Origin of the sequence: Lysinibacillus parviboronicapiens, assembly GCF_003049605.2 — a bacterium.
In the GTDB taxonomy this organism is placed as follows: Bacteria; Bacillota; Bacilli; order Bacillales_A; family Planococcaceae; genus Lysinibacillus; species Lysinibacillus parviboronicapiens.
Genome location: NZ_CP073713.1, coordinates 4213482 through 4235102 on the forward strand (window position 1 = coordinate 4213482; position 21621 = coordinate 4235102).

Here is a 21621-nt window from a genome sequence, read left to right on the forward strand (position 1 = left end):
TCCTCAGTTATTACATTATCCATTCATCACGACTCCACCATTAGGTGTGAGTACTTGACCTGTATAAAATTCAGCATGATCAGAGGCTAAGAACAATACACTTTTTGCAATTTCCTCCGGATGTGCCAATCGCTTTAATGGATATTTCGCAGACTCTTCTTCAATATAATTTTCACCAAATTCTTGTAGAATGTCAGTCAGCGTTCCACTTGGAGCTACTGCATTGACCAATATATTGGGTGCTAACTCTCTTGCCAAAGCTTTTGTGAAAGCATTGATAGCACCTTTTGCTGCCGAATAATGCGTAAACTCTTCACAGCCTAAACTACCAATATCCGAGGAAATATTAATAATTTTTCCGTTGTTGCGTTCTTTCATTCTTTTTGCGGCTTCTCGGCAATTGTAAAAACATCCATATAGATGAACTTTAATCATTCTGTCCCATTGTTCATCTGTTAAATCTGTGATACTAGAAGACTGTGCAAACCCTGCATTATTGACGAGAATATCAATAGCTCCTAGGTGATTGTCCATGTAAAGGAACATATCTTGTACCTGCTGAGAATTAGAGACATCCGCAGTGTACTTTAATGCATGAACACCATATTTTTCCGCCTGCATACGGACTGCTTCAGCCTCATTATCATCACCGATATAGTTAATCAATACATTGGCTCCTTGCTTCGCAAATGCTAAGGCAATGGCTTTCCCTATGCCTTTGCTGGAACCGGTAATTAGCACATTTTTTCCTTTGAAATTAATTTCCATCATGATCATTCTCCAATTTAAATTTGGCTACCAGTGCCTGCAATTCTTGTGCAGTCTGTCCTAAAGAAGTAGATGCTTCTTTAACATCTTGCATTGTTGCCAATTGTTCTTGTGTGGCTTTCGATACATTTGACGAGAACTCTGATGATTGTTCTGCCGATTGCTTAATGTTATTGACAGATGCCGAAACTTCCTCTGAGGATGCAGAGATTTGTTGAGATGCTGCAGAGATTTCTCGTATCTGGTTTGCAACTTCTTCTGCTGAAGTAAGAATTTCATTAAATATCTTCCCTACTTCATTTGTGAATTCCATACCGACTTTAACATCTGCTTTTCCTTTTTCCATCACCGTAATAGATGCGTTCGAATCTGATTGAATGGTACTAATCAGATTGTAAATCTCCGTTGCCGATTGTGATGATTGTTCAGCTAATCGTCTTACTTCATCTGCAACTACTGCGAAGCCTTTGCCATGCTCTCCAGCTCTTGCTGCTTCAATAGCTGCATTGAGTGCTAGCAAGTTCGTTTGATCTGCTATTGCCGTAATAATACTCACAATATCACTAATCTTTTTCGTATTGACATGTAAGCCGTTTATAGTCGTACCAATTTGTTCAACTGAATTATTAATTAATTGCATTTGCGCAATCACTTGCTGAACAACATGATCGCCACGTTCTGAAGCAAGGGAAGCTGCAATAGACGATTCGGCAGCAGTATTTGCTGAATCAGCAATTTGCTGAATACCTGTTGCGGTTTCTTCCATTGCAGCAGCGGTTTCTTCCGTCATAACCATAGACGCTTCGGCATTTAGCGTTATCTCGCTCATATCTTTAGCGATATTAGTTGAACTATTTAACGTTTCACCTGCATTGACAGTCAGTTGATTGGCTGCAGAAGAAACATGATCTGATGTATTTCTTATATTCAGAATGATATGTTGTAAATTTGTAACCATTGTTTTAATTGATTGAGATAGATTACCAATTTCATCTTTTGTAATTTCTAAATCCACATCTTTCAATTCACCATTGGCTACTTGGTTTGCAACATTTACTACTTTCTTCAAAGGTTTTAGTAGTCGATCAATAATTATGTAAAGTAAAATTAATAAAATAACAAGTCCAATTGCCGCTATAGCAATTTGTTTAATAACACTTGATTTAATAATTGTATTAATATAATCTGCAGAATAATCAATCCCAAGTAATGCAATCAAATTGCCACTATCATCTTTAATAGGACTAAAAACAGTTCTCCATGAGCCAAAAGGATCCTCGAAAATATCTGTTACTTCTGTCTGATTATTTTCAATCGCTAGTTTAGCTGTTTCAACATGTTCATCCGCTAAATCTTTAAAGATTTCACCTGCTTCATATACCTCATTCAGATTCGATGTATAACCTATCGGATTAACACCACCTTCATCTTGCACATCCCAAATATAACTCCAACTCATAGTACCTTGCTGTTCTTGTATCAGGTCTAACTTCTCTTGAATTTTCTTGAATTCTGCATTATTTTCCCCTTTTTTTGATAATAATTCTTTAATGTCATCACTATCAAGATTCATGGCTGTTAATAAGCCAACGCTTGTCAATTCTTGTTCAAGATCAACGTTCATTCGGTTGTTTAATTCAGTAATACTTTGCGTAGTAATAATGGAAATGAGAACTAATACAATAATCGAAACAGTAAGTAACAGTTTGTTCTTTAAGGATGCATTTTTTAAAAAGCCCATGATTATTTCCTCCTCCAATGTTTAAGTGCAAAAAAACCTATTTCAAAAGAAATAGGTTACTAAAGAATATACACTAGCAATAACTTCTATAACTAGCAATCTTCGGCAACCCAGCCGCCATAGCATTAATGCCTTAGACCTGTAGCTTTGCGTCTCTACTTTTCAGTAGATTTGCCTATCTTTACACCCTCAAATTAACACAATGGGTAAAATCAGTCAATATTACTATGTAAAAGTGCACATATTTTATCACTATTTTACTACAACTTTACAAACTATGAGAACATTACTATTGAATCATTCGGCCTTGACTAATCAAAACAAAAAAAGAGTAGCTAAAACGCTTTTTACAATCGTTCCAGCTACCCTATTTATTTTTACATTTCACTTACCCCTAAGTGATGAATCTTGTTTCATAAATTTAGACATTTTGCATGACTAGTAAGACGGATGGTATGAAGGATAATGCAAAAACAGATACATACCATAACGAAGTTCGCCGTAATGAAAAACGAACCTGTTTTTTTTCAGCATAGAAAATATCCAATATAACCGCAACAATTAATGGTGTACTTACACATGCAATAGCAATTAAGAAAATATCAAAATAGATCATAAAGCACCCCTCTATTCGTGAACATTTTACTTTCCCTTTTGTGACAATTTTGTGTCAAATTAATTGTACACAATTCCGTCACAATTTGTCAACGGTCTAAAACACAATTTTTTTTAATTTCATTGTTCTTAAAACGACATTCAAATGGATTACTCTGTCTTTACGACTTCTCTACTTACGTTCTTATAGAATATAAGATATCCACATTTACCATATGATGGTTATAATATACTAAATAAGTCTAAGCAGGTGATACAGTTTGATAAAACGAAATTTTTTTGAAAGAATCACATTTACACTAAAAGATACTGAAAAATTAAAGAAACCCATTGTCGTAAAACAAGCTTCTGACATCAAACTACGGGATTTACAAAATAAACTTTATGCAACAAAGGATGATCGTATTCAACATAACATTTCGAAGGATATACAACTTTGGCAGTTAGGTGCTAAGGGCGAAAACAATGTTTTATTCGAACTGAAAAATTCTTATTTACCTTTACATATTCTACATGATATAAAAATTGCATCTGAGGAAAACAAAGCACAATTAGACTTTGTAGTTTTAACAAGAAAATTTATATTAGTAATCGAAGTGAAAAATTACTATGGTAACATCAAAATAAATGATAAAGATGAATTTATTCGCAAAGTCTATAGAAATAAACACTTACAATTCGAGGAAGGCTTTTATAGCCCTATTCGTCAAGTACAAAGACAGGCTATTATTTTAGAGAATGTGTTAAAACAACATGAAATAATTAATAAGACACCTATTAAACATGTCGTCGTATTTACTAATCCAAAAACAATCTTAGATATGAAGGAAGCGAGTACTGAAGTACGTCAAATTGTACTTCGTGCAGATCAATTAGTTTCCTACATCACTAAAGAATTAAAGCAAAAATCTCCTGTTCATTTTCTTGACAATAAAATGCAAGAAATTAGTAACGGCATACTATCCCACCATCAAGAAAAGACTTTTTTACATAAAGACGATACCATCGATCACAAATTATTAGAGGAAACATTAGAAACAGACATTAAAGATGTGCAAGCTCCTGTGAGGACATTAAATCATTCTGAGTTAGAAGAGGCTTTACGTTCTTATCGTAAACAACAAGCCAACAAAGCCAATCTCAAAGCTTTTCATATTTTTTCTAATCAAACATTAGAACAATTACTTCAACACAGACCCATTACCTTAGCCGAGTTAAAAGCGATTCACGGTATAGGTGATAACAAGGTAAATGCATTTGGTGAAGAGTTAATTTCTATTATTCAACGTTATAGTTGTCGTTAACTTCCTATTTATAACCACGCAAAAGGAGCTGTCTCAATGGATGAGATAGCTCCTTTCTAAATTGAATATACAATAAATTTCCCGCTCAACTGAGTTGATACATCCGGCTGAGGGTCTTTTTAACCTCTATATTTCATCGTTAAACCTTTTAAGAAGTTTCTCACAAAGCGATCGCCACACTCTTTGTAGTTGCGATGACTTGGATTTCTTAAAATAGCGCCTAATTCACCTTTAGATACCGTGACGCCACCTTCATATAAAATCTCAAGCATATCTTCACTTGTTAGTGCTAGTGCAATTTTGACTTTCTTTAATAGCATATTATTAGGGCTCTCTGTAGTCTTAACAGGTACCGTTGGACTTTCTGCTTGACCAGGTTTTGGTTGTTGAGGTCCTCTTTTAAAAATAATAAAACCGTTTAAAAATGCTTCGAACATCTTATTATTACATTTAATGAAATGTTCGGGTGCTTCTTCCTCATCCTTCACTTTAATGAGCATGTTCAATACATCCTCTTTTGTAAAGCTCATACCGCCTAGTTCAAAAATTTCTACCATCTCTGTATTTTTTATATCTAATGCGTATCTTAAACGAATCAACATATCATTATCCGTCATCTAAAACCCTCCTGATTTTTCCATTGAAACCGCAATTTCACTCTATGTGAAATGAATACTTGGCTTAATTATAACAGAGGTAATTGCATTTTTAAGCTAACTAACTATTTTAAATTCACGCAATTAGATATTACCTAGCTTTCGTATTTAGCTTGCGCATCTATCTCTTTTTTAAATGTATGAAAAACAAACAATCGACCATTCTAATATCACAAGGAGGTGAGAAATATGGCTACAAATAATCGAAGCTCAAATAAACTTCAAGTTCCAGGTGTACAAGAAGCTGTTAATCAAATGAAATATGAAATCGCACAAGAATTCGGCGTACAGCTTGGGCCAGAAGCTTCTTCTCGCGCAAACGGTTCAGTAGGTGGAGAAATTACGAAACGACTTGTTGAAATGGCTGAAAGACAATCAAAAGGCAAATTTTAAATATAAAAGGTTTTAAAGTAAAAAACGAATACTAACCCCTTTAAGTAGATAATGTTAAAAAAACTACAGTACGCTGTAGCTAGCATCATACTTAAAGGGGATTTCTATACCGCATGAGGAGAAAAATTGGAGAAACAACCATATTTGTGAACGATTGCCTAATTCATCATAACTACTTGCAATCCAATGGTCATACTGCCACTCCTTGACCACTTGTCCAGATGAGTCTCATTCTAGCTTTACGGTCATTTGCTCATTCTTAGTCTCAATTAACAAACCATTTTTGTCATAGTCAAACGTCTCCCAGGTATCATCATAATAATCAGCTCGAATGACATTCCCTAGACCATCATGCTGATACGCTGTCCAACGATTATCTGAACGAACAATCCTCTGCACTAATCCTGCCTGACTTCGTTCATACGTTTTGGTTAGCTCATCAAAGCTGATTTCCTTGATGATATTGCCTTTCGTATCACGTTCAAACTGATACGTTTCACCTTTTTCATTGATGACAGCGGTTAACTGCTCCTCTGTATCATAGTTGAATTTGACGTTCTTGCCACCTTGTTCTCGAGCCATCAAGCTGCCAAGAATGGTGTAATCAAAGGCTACTTGCGTATGGTTATCTTTCGCAAAAACAATATCGTCATAGGCATTATACTTTAATTGAACGTCGTTACCATCTGAAAGATTGGCCCGTACAAGGCGATTCAAGTTATCATAACGGAATTTCTCTGTGGCCCCTAGCGGATTTGTCGTTGTTGTGCAGTTACCACAACGGTCATACGCCCATGTCGAACTCGTCCCGTCTGGCAATGTTACTTGATGCAAATAGAGCGCCTACCAGAAGAGCACCAGCTACTGATACATTCAGATCAAGGTTGACACTATCAAATGAAACAATAACGCCATTCGCTTCAATCGAGAGTTATTTAACAAAGTATGTCTCGTAAAGGAAATTGTTACGACAATTTCCTTATGGGGAATTTCTTTGGCATTTTAAAGTTATAATTTCTATACTTTTAAGAGTTTAAAAGTGTAGCGCATTTTAAAATTGAATTATAAAAATACATAACGTATTAGAATACAAAACGAATTAAGGCCCACGTTAAAAGACATGAGTCCGATACAATATCGAACTCATGCCCAAACCTCTGCCTAATGAAATAACTCTGTCTAACATTTCGGGGTCACTTCATTACCAAGGGGAAATTTACTATTCTTTTGCTTTGCTTACTCAACTAAAAATCGGTATCGACTAATTCAATATAATGCAGACCGTTTTAAAGCTTGTTTACATCAATAATTTCAATTTTCGAATCGAAATAATAAAACATTGCTAAATAGATGGGGGAATTTGCACTATCATTGACTAACATAAAATATTTCATAAAATTACCCCAATCGTTTACAAGCTGGATATTTTTTTGAAGGAAGGGGCTTATCGTTCGTTCCTTACAAATGTTTTGCAATAAATTTACTGAAATTAAAGTATTTATTTTAATAACATAATTTTTTGATTAACTACTTTTTAATCTTTTTATTACGTCGGCTCTCTAAACATAACTCAAAAACTTTAGGAAGGATATTTACCTAATTTTTTACTGGACTAATTAAAATCACATTCTTTGAATTGAGAACCTCTAAACAATTGTATTTTTGATTTAAACTTTCAATTGTTTTGCCATACTTCATAAGTGTGATATCTTGGATAACCAAAAAAGGTAAACTATTCAGTTTTTCTCTAATATCGATAATAGAAAGTTTTAAATTAAAACATTTTCTTATTTCCATAATAAACTTGTTTGCATCATTTGGTATTCTGACAACATTCACTTTTACCTCATCTATCAAATCAAGTTCGTCTGAGGGAAAATCTTCTTCATCTATAACTGGATTATTTTCAAGCCAACTAAATAAATCAATATCTAAAGAATAAAAAGGCGACGACAATGCACCCAAATCTTGATAGAATACGTTTAGTTGGTCGCTATTCTTTTTTAGAAACACTCCTTGTCCCCCACCGTCATCCCCTATCAAAATATAATCAGGTGCGTAAGCACTTACTTCATACAACCTGTTCCTTTCCACTGCAATGTCAAAACCATAAATATTAATTCCGTTTTCAAATGTAACTTCCTCGAAATATTTCCAAAATTCAATCAGTCTCGAAGGCGTATTAGTTTGAAAACTGATATTGATCTCATTTGCATCAATGTTTCTTTCTGTTCTAGCGATTAAAGGTAACGACTTAAAATTTAAAATCATTGATTTCCTCCAATTAAATGTGACCTAGTCCATTAAAGTATTTATAAGCTTCTTTTGCAAGCCTTTGAATATGCTTTTTGGGTACACCCGCTTGTACCATTTCTCTATAAGCAATATTAAATTCTGATTTTAATGAATTATTATACCCTGAATTAGCTCTCCTTAGATTTTGCAATCTACTAATTTGTGCGTGTGGTTGTCCACTAGATGACCTTACTAATATTGCTGGTGAATTTCTATTTATTTTACTAGCACCTTTTAAATTTTGTCTTACCCATTCCTGCTGGATAAAATGATGTGATTGAACCAAATTATCAGCCGATTTGTTAGCATGCCCTGGGGCTCTATTTTTCTGAGGAGAAAGATTTTTATGTTCATCAACGTCATTAGTTTTGTATCCGCCTGGTCTTTTACAACTTAAACCTAGCGGATCTATCCATATACTCGGATCACTCACATACCCATACAAAGTAGGATTCCCACCCGCAAGCCCAAATCGGGTCTATTTGAGTATAATTCCCTTGTTCTGGGTCGTAGTATCGGAATCGATTATAATACAGTTCATACTGCCCTTGATAACGGAATGATGAAATCTTGTTCACCTGTAAATTCTTTTACTCTGCCATAAACATCAAGCTCAGCCGACCAAACCTTTTTACCTTCTTGATCATAGGCTTCTACCTACAGGCGTTCCAAGATAATCACTAATAATACTGTAGTTACGTTCACTCGTAATTTTAGCTGAAGGTACAAATCCATCATTAAATACCCATGTGACTAGATTATCATTTTCTAGTTCAACTGAATCATTCTCCGAACAATACTCATGTAGAATAGTATTCCCATCCCACACGAATCTCATAGTTCTCTCGTCAGAACGCTTCTCTATTCGTCTACCTAGTGAGTCATACTTGAAAGTAACTTCTGTCTTATCTGGTTTGATGACCTTTGCCATCATGCCATTGCCGGTATATTCGTACTTCCACGTATCGCCATTCTTCTCAACTTTCTGAATCAGATTACCTTCCTCATCATAAGAGAATGTTGCATCTTTCGTTTCAAGCAATCTACTGCCGACACCATAGACACGATCTGTCTTTTCTTTTGTTTCATACAAATTCCCGACGTCATCAACACTGCGATATAAGAAGTCAAATTGACGACTGTCTTGATTGGCCCACACGAGGTTACTGAATTCATCGTAACCATAGGTAACCCGAACACCCGTTAACTCGTTGACCATGCTTCGTAATCGATGATTGACGTCCCAATTATAGACGCGTCTTCGTGTATCGCGGTTTTGTCTACTTTCTCGATGCTGTGTTGGTCTACCGGTCACATCATATTGCCATTTGCTGATAACATCTCCTGGTAAGATTCGCTCAATCTCTTGACCAAGTTCATTGTATTGCATCGCTGCTGTCCACTGTTCTTGCTCTGAATGAGAAGCTGTGATTTGCGATACATTTCCCATCACATTACGAGCGACATCGATTTTTGCACCTAAGCTACTTTTAATCTGTAAACGATTGCCTAATTCACCATAAGTACTCGCAATCCAATGGTCATTCTGCCATTCCTTGTTTACTTGTCCAGTATCGCTAAAGCTTTATGGCCACATACTCCTTTTCAGTCACAATTAACAAACTACTTTTGTCATAGCCAATCGTCTCCCTGCTGCCCAACGTCTAATAATAATTATTCTTTGGAACATTAAATCTCTTATAACATATAATACCATTTAATGCGATTTTATAATATATAAGGTGTATTACTGAATTAGTATCATTAAACGAAGGGAGATTTCTTATGCTTCTTTCATCCTTGCAATACGGTATCTATTAAATGCACCCGGAATTTAAATAATAGATTTTACGCATTGATTGAACTAAAGGGTTATACTCTGATGTTTTAAAATCTAAACAAAGGATCTAAACAAAAAAACATATGTAAAGAAAGAGATTATGACTTTTCTTTACATATGTTTTAGAATTATGTAATTAGCTTTCATCAAAATATTAAAGTCATCCCACAATCCAGCTAATTATTATCTTTTTTGCTTTTTCAAATTATCACTATTTAATGTACAAACTATTACTAATTCATTCAGAGTACCTTTGGCATCAACAGTACTATTTCTCCATGAGGTAAATACGTCCCCATCAATTGGATTTTCTTGAATAACCCTTATTATCCTTCCATCTTTTTTTGATCTCACTGAAAATATTGGGTTCCCATCCATCACTTTTTTCCCATTACTGAACGTGGTTTTATAAAATGGGCTTAACCAATCGCTATTATTAATATTTTCTGTATCTAGCCACATAAAAAATTCCAATATCTTTCTAAAGCATCATATCCCTTTTCATCATCTAAATAATAGTCAAAGCAGTGGCTATTTTCTTCTTTATCCAGGACAATCAGCTCCAAACCTTTACCCTATAGAACTAACCTTTAATGTGCCATTCCCTTTACTAGAAAAGCTTTTTAAGGACTCAGATACAGTTGACGGACTAATTTGAGACCATGGAATAGACTCCTCAAATTTAACATCCTGTCTTCGAATCCTATCCCTATTCAAATAGTTCTAAATACAAAAACCAGTTCTAACGCAAAAAAATATGTAAGGAAGGAGCTCTTACGTCGGCTCTTTGAACATAATTCAAAATCTTAAGAAGGCTATTTTCCTAATTTTTTACTGGACTAATTAAAGTCACATTATAGAAATTGAGAACCTCTAAACAATTGTATTTTTGATTTAAACTTTCAATTGTTTTGCCATACTTCGTAAGTGTGTTATAAATGTGACTAGATTATCGATAGTGGGAAGTAAATATAAACGGATAAGACGATTCTGGTTCTAATACAAAAAAAATAGGTAAGAAGGGCTTATAGCGTCTTCTTACCTATGGTTGAACTTTATCATCAGAAAAATACTATGAATTAAATTTTATTATCACCAAGATTCTGCTTCTTTCATCCTTACGATATGGTATGCATTAAGTGCATCTGGAATATAAGTTATAGATTTTATAAATATCGCCCCAGCCAGCTCAACCAAATAACAGAAGAAGATCACCAAACAAACTATATGATAATTAATCCTTTAAACCAACAAAGGTATTTTTACTATTTTTATCAGGAAAATCATTTGGAAATATAGGGCAAACAATACTTTCACTTAAAACATCATGTAGAAATCCAGTCATAGAGCCTTTATATTCAAAGTAATCACCTGATCCATCATCTATCAAAATAGCCCAATCACCTTGATTAGTATCCACAATCCAATTTAATGTATCTCCATTTTCAGTTCGTCCCCAAGGCAGTATTCCCCCATTTGTTGGGAATACTTCATATGGATAGTCCTCAGGGAAACTCACCTTTAAAGTTAGATATGCATCTTTATTCAAATTTTGTTGAATAAAAAAATTCATATTTTCATTTTCTGTAAAAGGAGAGTATATCATTATAAAGTTTCCAATAATACCTGAACCATATAAAGTGATAAAATCTTTATAGTCTGAAGGTAATACTACCCCTAATTTATTTTCAACTTCACTCCAATTTGAAGAGTTATCTGAAGAAATTGCTAAATTAGGTACTGGTAGAATTGATTTTAATTTTTCTAAAGACATTGTTTCCTCCTAATATTTTACTGTTTGCATTTGTGTACAACGCTGACATCTAAAGAGAATCCACCGCTCCCTCTAGCATGCATCGTTATTCCTATAGGCTTAGGCTTATTTCCATCATATATAGGTGTTACTTTGTAAAATACAGTTTCTCCAGACTTAACTGCATCCCTAACACTCATTTCGAATCCTCTCATTACTGGTGAATTAACAGGGATATGTGTTATTGTCACAAGATTTCTGACATCAGTACCTGAACCACCTAAAACTTTTGCTAATAAATGACCTCTGGCATTTCCATGTCCAGGTGTTGTATCCCAACCTGGTGGATGAATGGAGCTGCTTGCTGCAGTACCAGTATTTAGCATATTAGATGTGATTGTTGCTGACACTCCTGTTGGTCGATTTAAATGATCCAATGATCCATAATTTATATTCAGACCAAAGATGTCTATACAGATGTTTGGATCACCCACATACGCGTACAAAGTCGGATTCCCGCCTGCCAAGCCTATCGGGTCAACCTGCGTATACATACCCATATCAGGCGAGTAATAACGGAATCGATTGTAATAGAGACCTATTTCCTCGTCTTCATATTGCCCTTGATAACGGAATGGAATAAATTCTTTCTCACCTATAAACTCTTTCACTCTGCCGTAAACATCAAGTTCTGCTAACCAAACTTGATTACCTTCTTGATCATAGGCTTCTACAGGCGTTCCTAAATAATCACTAATAATACTGTAGTTACCTTCACTCGTAATTTTAGCTGAAGGTACGAACCCATCATTAAATACCCATGTGACTAGATTATCATTTTCTAGTTCAACTGAATCATTCTCTGAATACTCATGTAGAATAGTATTCCCATCCCACACGAATCTCATAGTTCTCTCGTGAGAACACTTCTCTATTCGTCTACCTAGTGAGTCATACTTGAAAGTAACTTCTGTCTTATCTGGTTTGATGACCTTCGACATCATGCCATTGCCGTTATATTCGTACTTCCACGTATCACCATTCTTTTCGACTTTCTCAACGAGATTCCCTTCCTCATCATAAAAGAATTTGGCATCTCTCGTTTCAAGCAATCTGCTGCCGGCACCATAGACACGATCTGTCTTTTCTTTCGTTTCATACAAATTCCCGACGTCATCAACACTGCGATATAAGAAGTCAAATTGACGACTATCTTGATTAGCCCACACGAGGTTACTAAATTCATCGTAACCATAGGTCACTCGAACACCTGTTAACTCGTTGACCATACTTCGTAATCGGTGATTCACATCCCAATTATAAGCTCGTCTTCGTGTATCACGGTTTTGACTACTTATTCGATGGTGTGTTGGTCTACCAGTTATATCATATTGCCATTTGCTGATAACATCCCCTGGTAAGATTCGCTCAATCTCTTGACCAAGTTCATTGTATTGCATCGCTGCTGTCCACTGTTCTTGCTCTGAGCGAGAAGCTGTGATTTGCGACACATTGCCCATTTCATTACGAGCGACATCGATTTTTGCACCTAAGCTACTTGTAATTTGGGAACGGTTGCCTAATTCATCATAGCTACTTGCAATCCAATGGTCATTTTGCCACTCTTTGATTACTTGTCCAGATGGATCTCGCTCCAGTTTAACGGTTACATGTTCATTGACAGTCTCTATTAACGAACCATTTTTGTCATAGCCAAACGTTTCCCAAGTGTCATCATAATAATCTGAGCGAATGACATTTCCTAAATTGTCATGTTGATACGCTGTCCAACGATCACCAGGACGTTGAATCCTCTGAACCAATCCTGCTAGACTTCGCTCATACGTTTTTTCCATCTCATCAAAGCCGATTTCCTTGATGATATTTCCTTTCGTATCACGTTCAAACTGGTACGTTTCGCCTTTTTCATTGATGACAGCGGTTAACTGCTCCTCTGTATCATAGTTGAATTTGACGTTCTTGCCACCTTGTTCTCGAGCTTTCAAGCTGCCGAGAATGGTGTAATCAAAGGCTACTTGCGTATGGTTATCTTTCGCAAAAACAATATCGTCATAGGCATTGTACTGTAATTGCACATCGTTACCATCTGATAGGTTCGCCCGTACAAGGCGATTCAAGTTATCATAACGGAATTTCTCTGTGGCCCCTAGCGGATTGGTCGTTGTTGTGCAGTTACCACGACGGTCATACGCCCATGTCGAACTTGTCCCGTCTGGCAATGTCACTTGACTCAGGTTCAGATCAGCATCATAAGCTAAGCTTACCATATGGCCTTGCGCATTCGTTACCGTTTCAATTAAATGATGCTCATTATACGAGAATTCCGTTTTCGTGCCATCTTCTAAAATATTTTCCTGTAATGTCCCATCTTCATTATAAATCCACTGATTACTTCCACCCTCTGCGCTAACAGCTTGAATCAGCCTATCCTTGTCATCATACTGTGAGGATAAGGTACTGCCATCTGCACGCGTAATCGTCACTGGATTTGCCCACTCATCATAGCTAAATGTCGTCACACGACCATCTTCATCTACTGCTTGGAGTAATTCAAAGTCCTCATTATATTCATAGCTGACTTCACTACCATCTGGATGAACGATTTTCGTACAGAGGTTATCTTCGTTAAAATAGTAAGTACTCTTATGGCCTAAGCTATTCGTAATTTCGTTATAGCCTTCATGATACACAAGCTCACCTGCAAGGACATTGCCATCTCCCCATGTTTTGATGACTCGTGCACCTGTAGTTGGCCCATCATAGCGCCAGAAGAAGGTATTTTTATTTCGATCCGTTTTTTGCATCATTAAGTGATTGTTATATTTTATATGCGTACTTTGCCCTAATGCATCTTGGATTTCAACTAAATCTTGTCCATCATTGTAAATATATCGGACCAAAACTTCACGACTCATCTGATTACGTAAGGCGACTTCTGTCATTCTGCCTGCCTCATTAGTAGTAACCTCGAGCACTCTACCCACACTGTCGGTTACTTGGGATAAAAAGCCTTTAAGGTTATACGCAAATTGAATATGATGGTCTTGCTCATTTCTTACTTCTTTTAAACGGTATTTTGTCTCTGTTGTTTGTTCAAATACATAGATCAATCGTGTATCATGCTCAAACAAATGATACTCCTCACCTGTATTTGTCAGGGTCATTCTATCTTTTTTATTAAAATATGACAAATTTATTGGTAAAATTGGAAAGCCAACTGCGCGACCATCTGTCACCACAATCCCAATCAGGTCTTCTTCTTCAAATATCTCTAAGGCTAGATCGTATGTAAAGTGCATACCATGACCTGACAAGCCAACCCGACTACTATCACTGTACCAAGCACGTTCCCATGCTAGGGGGATCGGTCCAGGTAGTTCGAAGTCGACACCTTCATATATCATACGCCCTGTGATTAAATCAACGGGTTCAAAACCTTTTTTACAGAATTTATCACTTAACCCTTTTGTACAATTAAATTTCTTTAATACCCCATGATTAAATTTCGTTAGCTCCGTTTTCGCCATAGCCTTCATTCCGTCTACTGCCTTCGAAACAGCTAGCACTTCATCCATCGAGGAGATGACTTTATCTGCTGCTGTCTTCATGCTCTTAGATCCTTTGTTGGCTAGCCCCGTTACTGTATCTAGCGTTTTAGAAACTTTCGTATAAGCTGCTTTCATCCCTTTTACTGCTTTTGATGCATCCACTACCTTATCCGCAGCTTTTGCGGTTGTAATGGCTGCATCTCCAATTTTTGCCGCTTTACCGGCCTTATAGGCTGTTTTTGCTGCATCTCCAACTACTGGGACTGCACCTACTATGTTCATAGCTGCCCCCATGTAATCTCCTCTTGCCAAGCTAATTCCTGCATTCGCAATATCTGCAAATGTACCGATGACAGGAATAAACCCAGCGACATCCAGTGCTAAACTTACGCCATCTACTAAACTACTAAACCAGCCTTTCTTCTCTTTCTTCTCTTCTGCCTTTTGCGGGAAAATTAAGTCGACTTTCGACGTAGCTTCGATTGCTTCTTCATTTAACTTCGGTGGTTGACTTTGCTTCTCCGTACCTTCTTGCTCAATGAGCGTACTAATTAACTGTGTGTCAGCTGCAAGAATCACATGACTTTGCTCCTGCGCTGATACAGCAATCCATTCTTCCGCCTCCACAGCTAGCTCTTTCATTCCACTAATTTCGAGTGTTTCATCTGCCGCTAGCATGATGGTACTGTTGCTAAGAAATGTTATGCCTTCTCCATCATCCATTTTTAAATCCAATACCCCATCTACTGCACTAAAGGTAATATCTCCAACACCTAATGTCATGTCTTTCCCAGCATTGGTCGCTAATGACTTAACGGTAGAATCAGCCATTTTCTTCGTTGCCTTTTGTCCACCCTCTGGTGTGACTGGGTCAACACGCACCGAGCTGATGACGATGGCCTCTTCTTCAACTGCACTCGGAAAATGCAATTGAGCACGTGCACCTATTTGTGGCATTAAATACATAACGCCATTGGCATCTGCGGAATAAGCAAACCAATGTGCTTTTTCTTTACCCTGGTTTTTATCTATATCTAAATGAATTTTGACTGTGTTCTGCGTGACATCAATAATCTTTCCTGTAAATGCTGCACCAATGAGATCTAAATTGCGTACCAATCGCTGACGAATACTTTTCTCTGGTTGGGCAGTATATTGAAACTTCAACACACCCCCATCAAGATGGGTTTCCCTAGCCGTTACGACATAGGATCTTCCCTTGAATTGCACCAACGTGCCCAATTCATGAGCTTCCGTACTTTCAAACTCACAAAAAGTATAATCGGCTTCGCTCACATCCGTACCATCGTTTTCAGTAATCAACCGGTACGCATCGACATCCATACGTAAGACAGAAGGTAGATGGTCGATGGTTACACTTTTCCTACTTTGAGGTGTACCAAGCCAGAATCGAGCACCCTTTCCTTTTAAATCAGGAAAAACAACCGCGTGCAAACGGGAGGCCATTCTTTTAATAAATGCCCAATCTGTTTCTAAGTATTGAATCGAAATACTATCCATGGCTTGACCGTTAGAAGCCTGGTCGATGTAATCCCCATTAGGATAGGCGCTCACAATGTTATTGATTAACTGTACATACGTCATGCTCACATCTTGAAAAGAACGTGAGCGCTTCTCAATATCCATATTTGCCGTAAACGATACAGCCTCAACTGAGACATAATGCACGCCTTGTGATGCCTGCAACTCCGCATTTTCAATTCTTCCTGAGAATAATATGTCCCTCTCTCGCCCAAATCTCACTACAACTTCATCTGTATGACTGACCCGCTGAATATATTTTTGCGCTTGCTCCTCAGCAATCATTCCTGTGAAGTACAATTTCGCATGGTCATTGCCCTTATGTTTGATTGTTAGTTTATCTAAATGTATAAGTGGATAAGGCCATTCGAGCACAAGATCTTCATACGTACTAATCATATGTACTTTATTTTCTTCTAGCGATTTCATTACTTGCCTCCTTTCAATGAACCACTTCTTTTAAAAACCTTGTATCGGTATTTCTAATTCCTCTTGCCCGTCATGAACAATATCGATTTTGCCTCCACCTGCTGAGCATTGAGTATGACAGCGGTTTAATAACGCTTGCTTCCCTTCGACATTGACATTTTCCATCCCTTCCAACCAATCAATGGAACATACTGGCGTACAAGGTTTTTTCAACTGTAAGCACACACCAAAGGTTGGAATATTTTCAGGGTTTCGATCCCCTACATTCATCACGGCCTTCCCTTTGATATATACGCCATGATCTTGCGGTAAGTTTAAATAATTAAGATGGCTACCATGCTCACAGGAAATAATTGCCCCATGTACCACATAACTAAATTGCTCCTGTTCCGTACTTTCTGTCTCCAAATTTTCCACAACTTGAGCCATTAGACATACTTCCTTTCGTATTCGTTTGTGGTTAAATATCGCTTCAACACTGTCCAACACTACATGCAACAGTGCTTTGGAATTTATTTATCGTCTTTCTAGTCTTACTCGCTGCAACTGGATCCCGAGAAAGGGTCTGCGCAACATACTTTCTGCCACATCTAAATTGACTATGGTGAAAGATTGCTTTTTGCTATCGACTTGAAAAATACAATCCAGTTCCACTTTCTTAGGGTCGATCACGAGCTCCTTCATTTGTCCGTCTGGATAATAAGTTGTCTCATGGGAAATACAGTTCTTCTTCACAATGTCCATAAGCCAATATACGCGCTGTGTCCCTTTCTTCATATCCGTAAACACTATGGCAGTAAAATCTAAGTTATCCTCGTATTTCGCTAACAATGCTTTCAAATCATCAGACACAATTCTTCGAGGCTTGTCCAAATAATCCAGATATAGCGCATTCTCTTTCTCTACCACTTCCCCGAATACAGATGAACAGACAAAGTTATCATCGAGGTCTGTCTTCAACGGAATGATTGGATTTGTAATACTTTGATCTTGCCGAACAATAAAATACTCCATCTTTTCCTCCTGTAACCATCATTGCTGTATCTCATAACTTTTGCACATGACACCAAAGTTAATAAATCCAATGAATGTCTTCTATCTGGTCTGGGCTAAATAAACATTTCTCTTGATCGCGTTTAAAAAAGGTGGCACCTTTTAAATTGGCACCTGTAAAATTGGCACCTGCGATCTGCGCAAACTCAAACCTTGCATTTTCCAAATTTGCATTACTGAAATCAGTACCTAGGTAACACGCAACTTCATCATCGGAAAGCATCAGCGTTTTTCCCTGTGCATGCGTAAAATCAGCGCCTGCTAAATTGGCATTTCGAAAATCAGCATCTTGAATGACTGCATAAGAAAAATCAACTTGCACTAACCTACAATCTACAAAACTAGTACCCATGCAAACACTTCGTTTCAATGAAGCACCTTCTAAGTCACTGCCATTGAAATTCGCATAGGAAAAGTCTATTTGGTTGAAATGCTTCTGCTGTAATTGAAGGTTTGAGAAATTTTCAAACGTATACGATTTGTCCGTCTCTTCTTTCTCTAACCATGCGAGAAGATTTTTTTCTACCCGTTCCCGTTCATCAATGATCGCAACATCTTCACTAAACCCTTTATATTCACCGACACGAAATCGTAAGCACGCTGTTCGTTGAAAATCTATTTCAGGCACGCATTCTTGTTGATAGCGAAAAAGGTAGCGTACCAATTGAATGATATACTGATGAAACAGGGCCACTGTCTGTTGAATGATCCCTCGAATATCAGCTGCTTGGATGGAGAGATATGGCTTTCTTTCTTTTTCAAGCGTTTTTTGTAAATCTATAATCGCCTCACTAAGCCATTCTGCTTCATACTGTGCCGTGCATTCTACCCAATCGTAGTACCATGTTTCTCCATATGCTTCTAGCAAATATGTACACTTGTTTTCTAGTAATGATGTTCGCAATAATGAGAAATGTATAAAGCCAACTGGCGCTAGCTTTTCCTGATCTTGCTGATCTCTAATATTCGCAAACAGCTGTTCAAGTGCGTCAATGATTGGTTGTAGCAATTTTTCCTTCTCTTGGCGAAACTGTCGATCAACCTTCTCCTGCAACCGGCTGACATGAACTGACACGCATTCATCCATAAAATGCTGTAATGCTTCTTCTCGTTTCATGCATCCACATCCTCACTAATTTGCTCGTACTTCTGTTCCTTTAATCTCCATTTTGTCTTCCATCTTGATTGAATTGTCTTTACAAGTCATCTCAATTTTCTCAGTCGCATTAATCATTATTTGTTTTGCATTGATGACGACTTTCTCTGCTGCTTGTAAGTTAATATTTTTATCACTTATTATTGAAATTCCATTATCATCCATCAGCGAAATCATTAACCCTCCACCAGATATGACAATCCGATCAGGTGCAAGTAGAATTTGTTTACCATGCTTGGTTCTGAGTGTTTTTACATCTGGGTCGGCCATCCGCGCTGGATCTTGGCGACCATCCTCTGATGGTGCAGCACTTGATTGACCGCCACCACCTTGACTGGCTGGATTACTTTTTGCTAACATCGCACCAGATTGTGGAGGCGCTTTTGATACGGAACTAATCGCAATCCCTGCATCCTCACGATTGCTTGGGAAGTAGATTCTAACATTATCAGATAATTCTGGCATAAAATACCATCCCGTATTATCTGCTGATGCATAGATCGTTGAATATGGAAACCAATAGGCCTTATCTTTTTCTTGACCCTCATCGAAATCGACATGAATGCGAATTTTGTCGCCTGCAACATCAATTACTTTTCCTTGAATAGAAGCACCAATAATGGCTTGATTATAAGTAGTGTGGACACTGAAACCGTTCTGAGGTGTTAACGTATAGATATGCTTGAATAAACCATCTTTTAGTGTCGAGATGATGTTATAGACATACAATTTTTTTGATTGGAAAGTAACTTCATTGCCTATTTTGAATAGTTGAATCGATTCTACTTCATAGTACATATAGTCACTATCGGTAATACTGTCGAGGTGATTTTTACTGGAGACAAGGAAGTTGCCAATCGCTTTTTTGACGCGATAATTAATGGCATCCATTTTCTGCGTGTTGCCGGCTTGAAATGGAACACCGAAGTAAAACTTTGCGGCTGAGTGAACAGTGTCTGGCACCAAGCCTGTATGAAATCGTGATGCCATTCGTTTAAGAAACTCCCAATCTGTCTCTAAATATTGCATCGTGAAGCTACCAAGACCAGCGCCATTTGTGACATAATCCATGAAATCTGCACCTTTTTGATCGGCAATACAGACATCTATTAATTCACTATAGGGCATACTCGCATTTTGATAGGTTTGGTTTTTCTTCTTAACATCTAACACATACGTATGCGAAACGGCTTTAACTTCCAAATAATATGTGCCCATAACTGATTTCACTTGCACATCTAACGCTAGCCCATTAAAAATAGGAATAGTTTGTCCATCACTACCGATTTGCAATACTTCAATAGCCGTTTCTGCATCTGTCATATATACATAAGAATCTTCGAGCTCATCTGGAATCACGCCCGTTAAATGCAATGTAGCATGCTCATTCATTTGTTGCGTTATTTCGATTTGATTGACGCGAATATTATAGGGCATCACAATCATATCTTTATACGTTAAGGCTGTTTCCTTTTTCATCAGATCCATCAAACAACACCTTCTCCATCTAATAATTTGTTTTCAACCGAGATAGATTCCATCATGCCGTAAGCAATGGGTTTCCAAATATTCATCTCTTTCTGCAAACAATTAATCGAGCCCATCGTCACATTCTCGCCTACTCTAAACAAAAACATTAAATTATAAATCTTGTTATCTAGAGCTGGCATGATGAAATCAAAGTAACCAATTTGTACACCGTTAACTTCTTCCATGTCGATATCCAACATTTTTGCAGTTGGCTGCGTTTTTTGAAGTATATTCATCATGGTCTGTGTGAAATCTTCCAATTCCTCTGCTTTTATCTGTTGTTCCATGATTTTCATCGTGACGTTGATTGACGTACTTTCGCTTGTATAGATATAATCTGGTCTACGACTTGATGGATATTTAATATCCATTAATTCAGGTTCCATCACGTCAAATGATGTAGGCACGCACATCCGGATTTGATCCTCATAAAAACTAATTTCTGTAAAGGCAATCGTTTCATCTTCGATCATTAGCTCACCATCTTTAATCGCTTTAACAATATCAGTATGTAATAATTGGTTTTCGATGTTCTCCATTCGTTTCTTCTGCCTTGCATGTTTCGTCATTTCAATCACTTCTTCATCCATGAAATCCATTTGTTCACGCTCCTTTATTTCATTTCTATGTATTCGTTCTATCTCATAACCTAATAAATTGATGCCTTTGTTAATAATTTACCTTTTTTACCACCAGGATAAATTTAATTACATATATGGTAATTAACTAATCAATTGGTTATTTTTATCTGTAAACATGCTAATAAACCATAGTTAAAAAGTCAACATCAATCTTCAATATTAATGAGAATAGACAAAAAGTATTCCTATAGGTCGGAAAAATTAGATTTTTAGTGGTTAAATATACAGTGTGAAAGAAGGATAAAGTGAAACTTTTTTAGTGGGGGCTATCTTACTTTTATGGGCGGTTAATGCGGGATAACGTAAAACTTTACTCAGTTCATTGCTTTCATTGAA

The 21621-nt window shown here is 37.0% G+C and carries 18 protein-coding genes, 1 pseudogene and 1 riboswitch; of the genes and pseudogenes, 3 read left to right on the forward strand and 16 right to left on the reverse strand.

The features are described 5' to 3' along the window. Window positions 1-15 precede the first annotated feature (15 nt). The 3 genes from C9J31_RS20425 to C9J31_RS20435 form a co-directional block, all read right to left on the reverse strand. A complete protein-coding gene (locus tag C9J31_RS20425) occupies window positions 16-771 on the reverse strand; it encodes an SDR family NAD(P)-dependent oxidoreductase (RefSeq protein WP_235616291.1) in 756 nt (251 codons plus the stop codon). Continuing rightward, window positions 758-2509: a methyl-accepting chemotaxis protein gene (locus C9J31_RS20430; RefSeq protein ID WP_107950041.1), complete on the reverse strand. Its 1752-nt coding sequence runs from the start codon at window positions 2507-2509 to the stop codon at window positions 758-760. The genes C9J31_RS20425 and C9J31_RS20430 overlap by 14 nt, the downstream gene beginning before the upstream one ends. Window positions 2510-2610: 101 nt before the next feature. Continuing rightward, window positions 2611-2695: riboswitch (cyclic di-GMP riboswitch) on the reverse strand. Between the two features lie 235 nt (window positions 2696-2930). After that, the gene (locus C9J31_RS20435; RefSeq protein WP_054767662.1) at window positions 2931-3125 is read right to left on the reverse strand and encodes a hypothetical protein; all 195 of its coding nucleotides are present in this window, start codon (window positions 3123-3125) and stop codon (window positions 2931-2933) included. A gap of 259 nt (window positions 3126-3384) precedes the next feature. Between C9J31_RS20435 and C9J31_RS20440 the strand changes: the two genes are divergently transcribed. Beyond that, window positions 3385-4428, forward strand: a complete 1044-nt coding sequence (locus C9J31_RS20440) for an NERD domain-containing protein (protein ID WP_107950039.1) — start codon at window positions 3385-3387, stop codon at window positions 4426-4428. A gap of 119 nt (window positions 4429-4547) precedes the next feature. Here C9J31_RS20440 and C9J31_RS20445 read toward each other — a convergent pair whose 3' ends face one another. Continuing rightward, window positions 4548-5045, reverse strand: coding sequence for a YehS family protein (locus tag C9J31_RS20445; RefSeq protein WP_107950037.1), 498 nt, complete (start codon window positions 5043-5045; stop codon window positions 4548-4550). A 228-nt stretch (window positions 5046-5273) separates the two neighbouring features. Between C9J31_RS20445 and C9J31_RS20450 the strand changes: the two genes are divergently transcribed. Continuing rightward, window positions 5274-5477, forward strand: coding sequence for an alpha/beta-type small acid-soluble spore protein (locus C9J31_RS20450; RefSeq protein ID WP_010857183.1), 204 nt, complete (start codon window positions 5274-5276; stop codon window positions 5475-5477). A gap of 228 nt (window positions 5478-5705) precedes the next feature. Here the strand turns inward: C9J31_RS20450 and C9J31_RS20455 are convergent, their stop codons facing one another. Next, window positions 5706-6311 (reverse strand): RHS repeat protein, encoded by a 606-nt coding sequence (locus C9J31_RS20455; protein WP_107950035.1) that lies wholly within the window; start codon window positions 6309-6311, stop codon window positions 5706-5708. On the opposite strand from C9J31_RS20455, the pseudogene C9J31_RS20460 reads away from it, so the two are divergent. Further along, a pseudogene (locus tag C9J31_RS20460) lies at window positions 6312-6642 on the forward strand (IS3 family transposase); the annotation flags it as partial. It lies immediately after the preceding gene. 431 nt (window positions 6643-7073) lie between these two features. Here the strand turns inward: C9J31_RS20460 and C9J31_RS20465 are convergent. From C9J31_RS20465 to C9J31_RS20515, 11 genes are all read right to left on the reverse strand, one after another. Further along, window positions 7074-7748 (reverse strand): hypothetical protein, encoded by a 675-nt coding sequence (locus C9J31_RS20465; RefSeq protein ID WP_107950033.1) that lies wholly within the window; start codon window positions 7746-7748, stop codon window positions 7074-7076. Window positions 7749-7761: 13 nt separating this feature from the next. After that, the gene (locus C9J31_RS20470) at window positions 7762-8217 is read right to left on the reverse strand and encodes a hypothetical protein (RefSeq protein WP_202974690.1); all 456 of its coding nucleotides are present in this window, start codon (window positions 8215-8217) and stop codon (window positions 7762-7764) included. Window positions 8218-8415: 198 nt separating this feature from the next. After that, on the reverse strand, window positions 8416-9222 hold the full coding sequence (locus tag C9J31_RS20475) for an RHS repeat domain-containing protein (RefSeq protein WP_107950031.1): 807 nt from the start codon (window positions 9220-9222) through the stop codon (window positions 8416-8418). Window positions 9223-9795: 573 nt separating this feature from the next. Then, window positions 9796-10074 carry a hypothetical protein gene (locus C9J31_RS20480; RefSeq protein WP_107950029.1) on the reverse strand — a complete coding sequence of 93 codons (279 nt, stop codon included), beginning with the start codon at window positions 10072-10074 and terminating at the stop codon, window positions 9796-9798. 772 nt (window positions 10075-10846) lie between these two features. Further along, window positions 10847-11386: an SMI1/KNR4 family protein gene (locus tag C9J31_RS20485; RefSeq protein ID WP_107950027.1), complete on the reverse strand. Its 540-nt coding sequence runs from the start codon at window positions 11384-11386 to the stop codon at window positions 10847-10849. Window positions 11387-11403: 17 nt separating this feature from the next. Continuing rightward, a complete protein-coding gene (locus C9J31_RS20490; protein WP_107950025.1) occupies window positions 11404-16905 on the reverse strand; it encodes a DNA/RNA non-specific endonuclease in 5502 nt (1833 codons plus the stop codon). 30 nt (window positions 16906-16935) lie between these two features. Then, the gene (locus tag C9J31_RS20495; RefSeq protein WP_010857170.1) at window positions 16936-17334 is read right to left on the reverse strand and encodes a DUF4280 domain-containing protein; all 399 of its coding nucleotides are present in this window, start codon (window positions 17332-17334) and stop codon (window positions 16936-16938) included. Window positions 17335-17421: 87 nt separating this feature from the next. Continuing rightward, window positions 17422-17919, reverse strand: a complete 498-nt coding sequence (locus tag C9J31_RS20500) for a hypothetical protein (RefSeq protein ID WP_107924721.1) — start codon at window positions 17917-17919, stop codon at window positions 17422-17424. Window positions 17920-17977: 58 nt separating this feature from the next. Further along, a complete protein-coding gene (locus tag C9J31_RS20505; protein ID WP_107950023.1) occupies window positions 17978-19075 on the reverse strand; it encodes a pentapeptide repeat-containing protein in 1098 nt (365 codons plus the stop codon). Between the two features lie 15 nt (window positions 19076-19090). Then, window positions 19091-20602 (reverse strand): phage baseplate assembly protein V, encoded by a 1512-nt coding sequence (locus C9J31_RS20510; RefSeq protein ID WP_107950021.1) that lies wholly within the window; start codon window positions 20600-20602, stop codon window positions 19091-19093. Continuing rightward, a complete protein-coding gene (locus tag C9J31_RS20515) occupies window positions 20602-21243 on the reverse strand; it encodes a hypothetical protein (protein ID WP_107950019.1) in 642 nt (213 codons plus the stop codon). The genes C9J31_RS20510 and C9J31_RS20515 overlap by 1 nt, the downstream gene beginning before the upstream one ends. Between the last annotated feature and the right edge of the window lie 378 nt (window positions 21244-21621).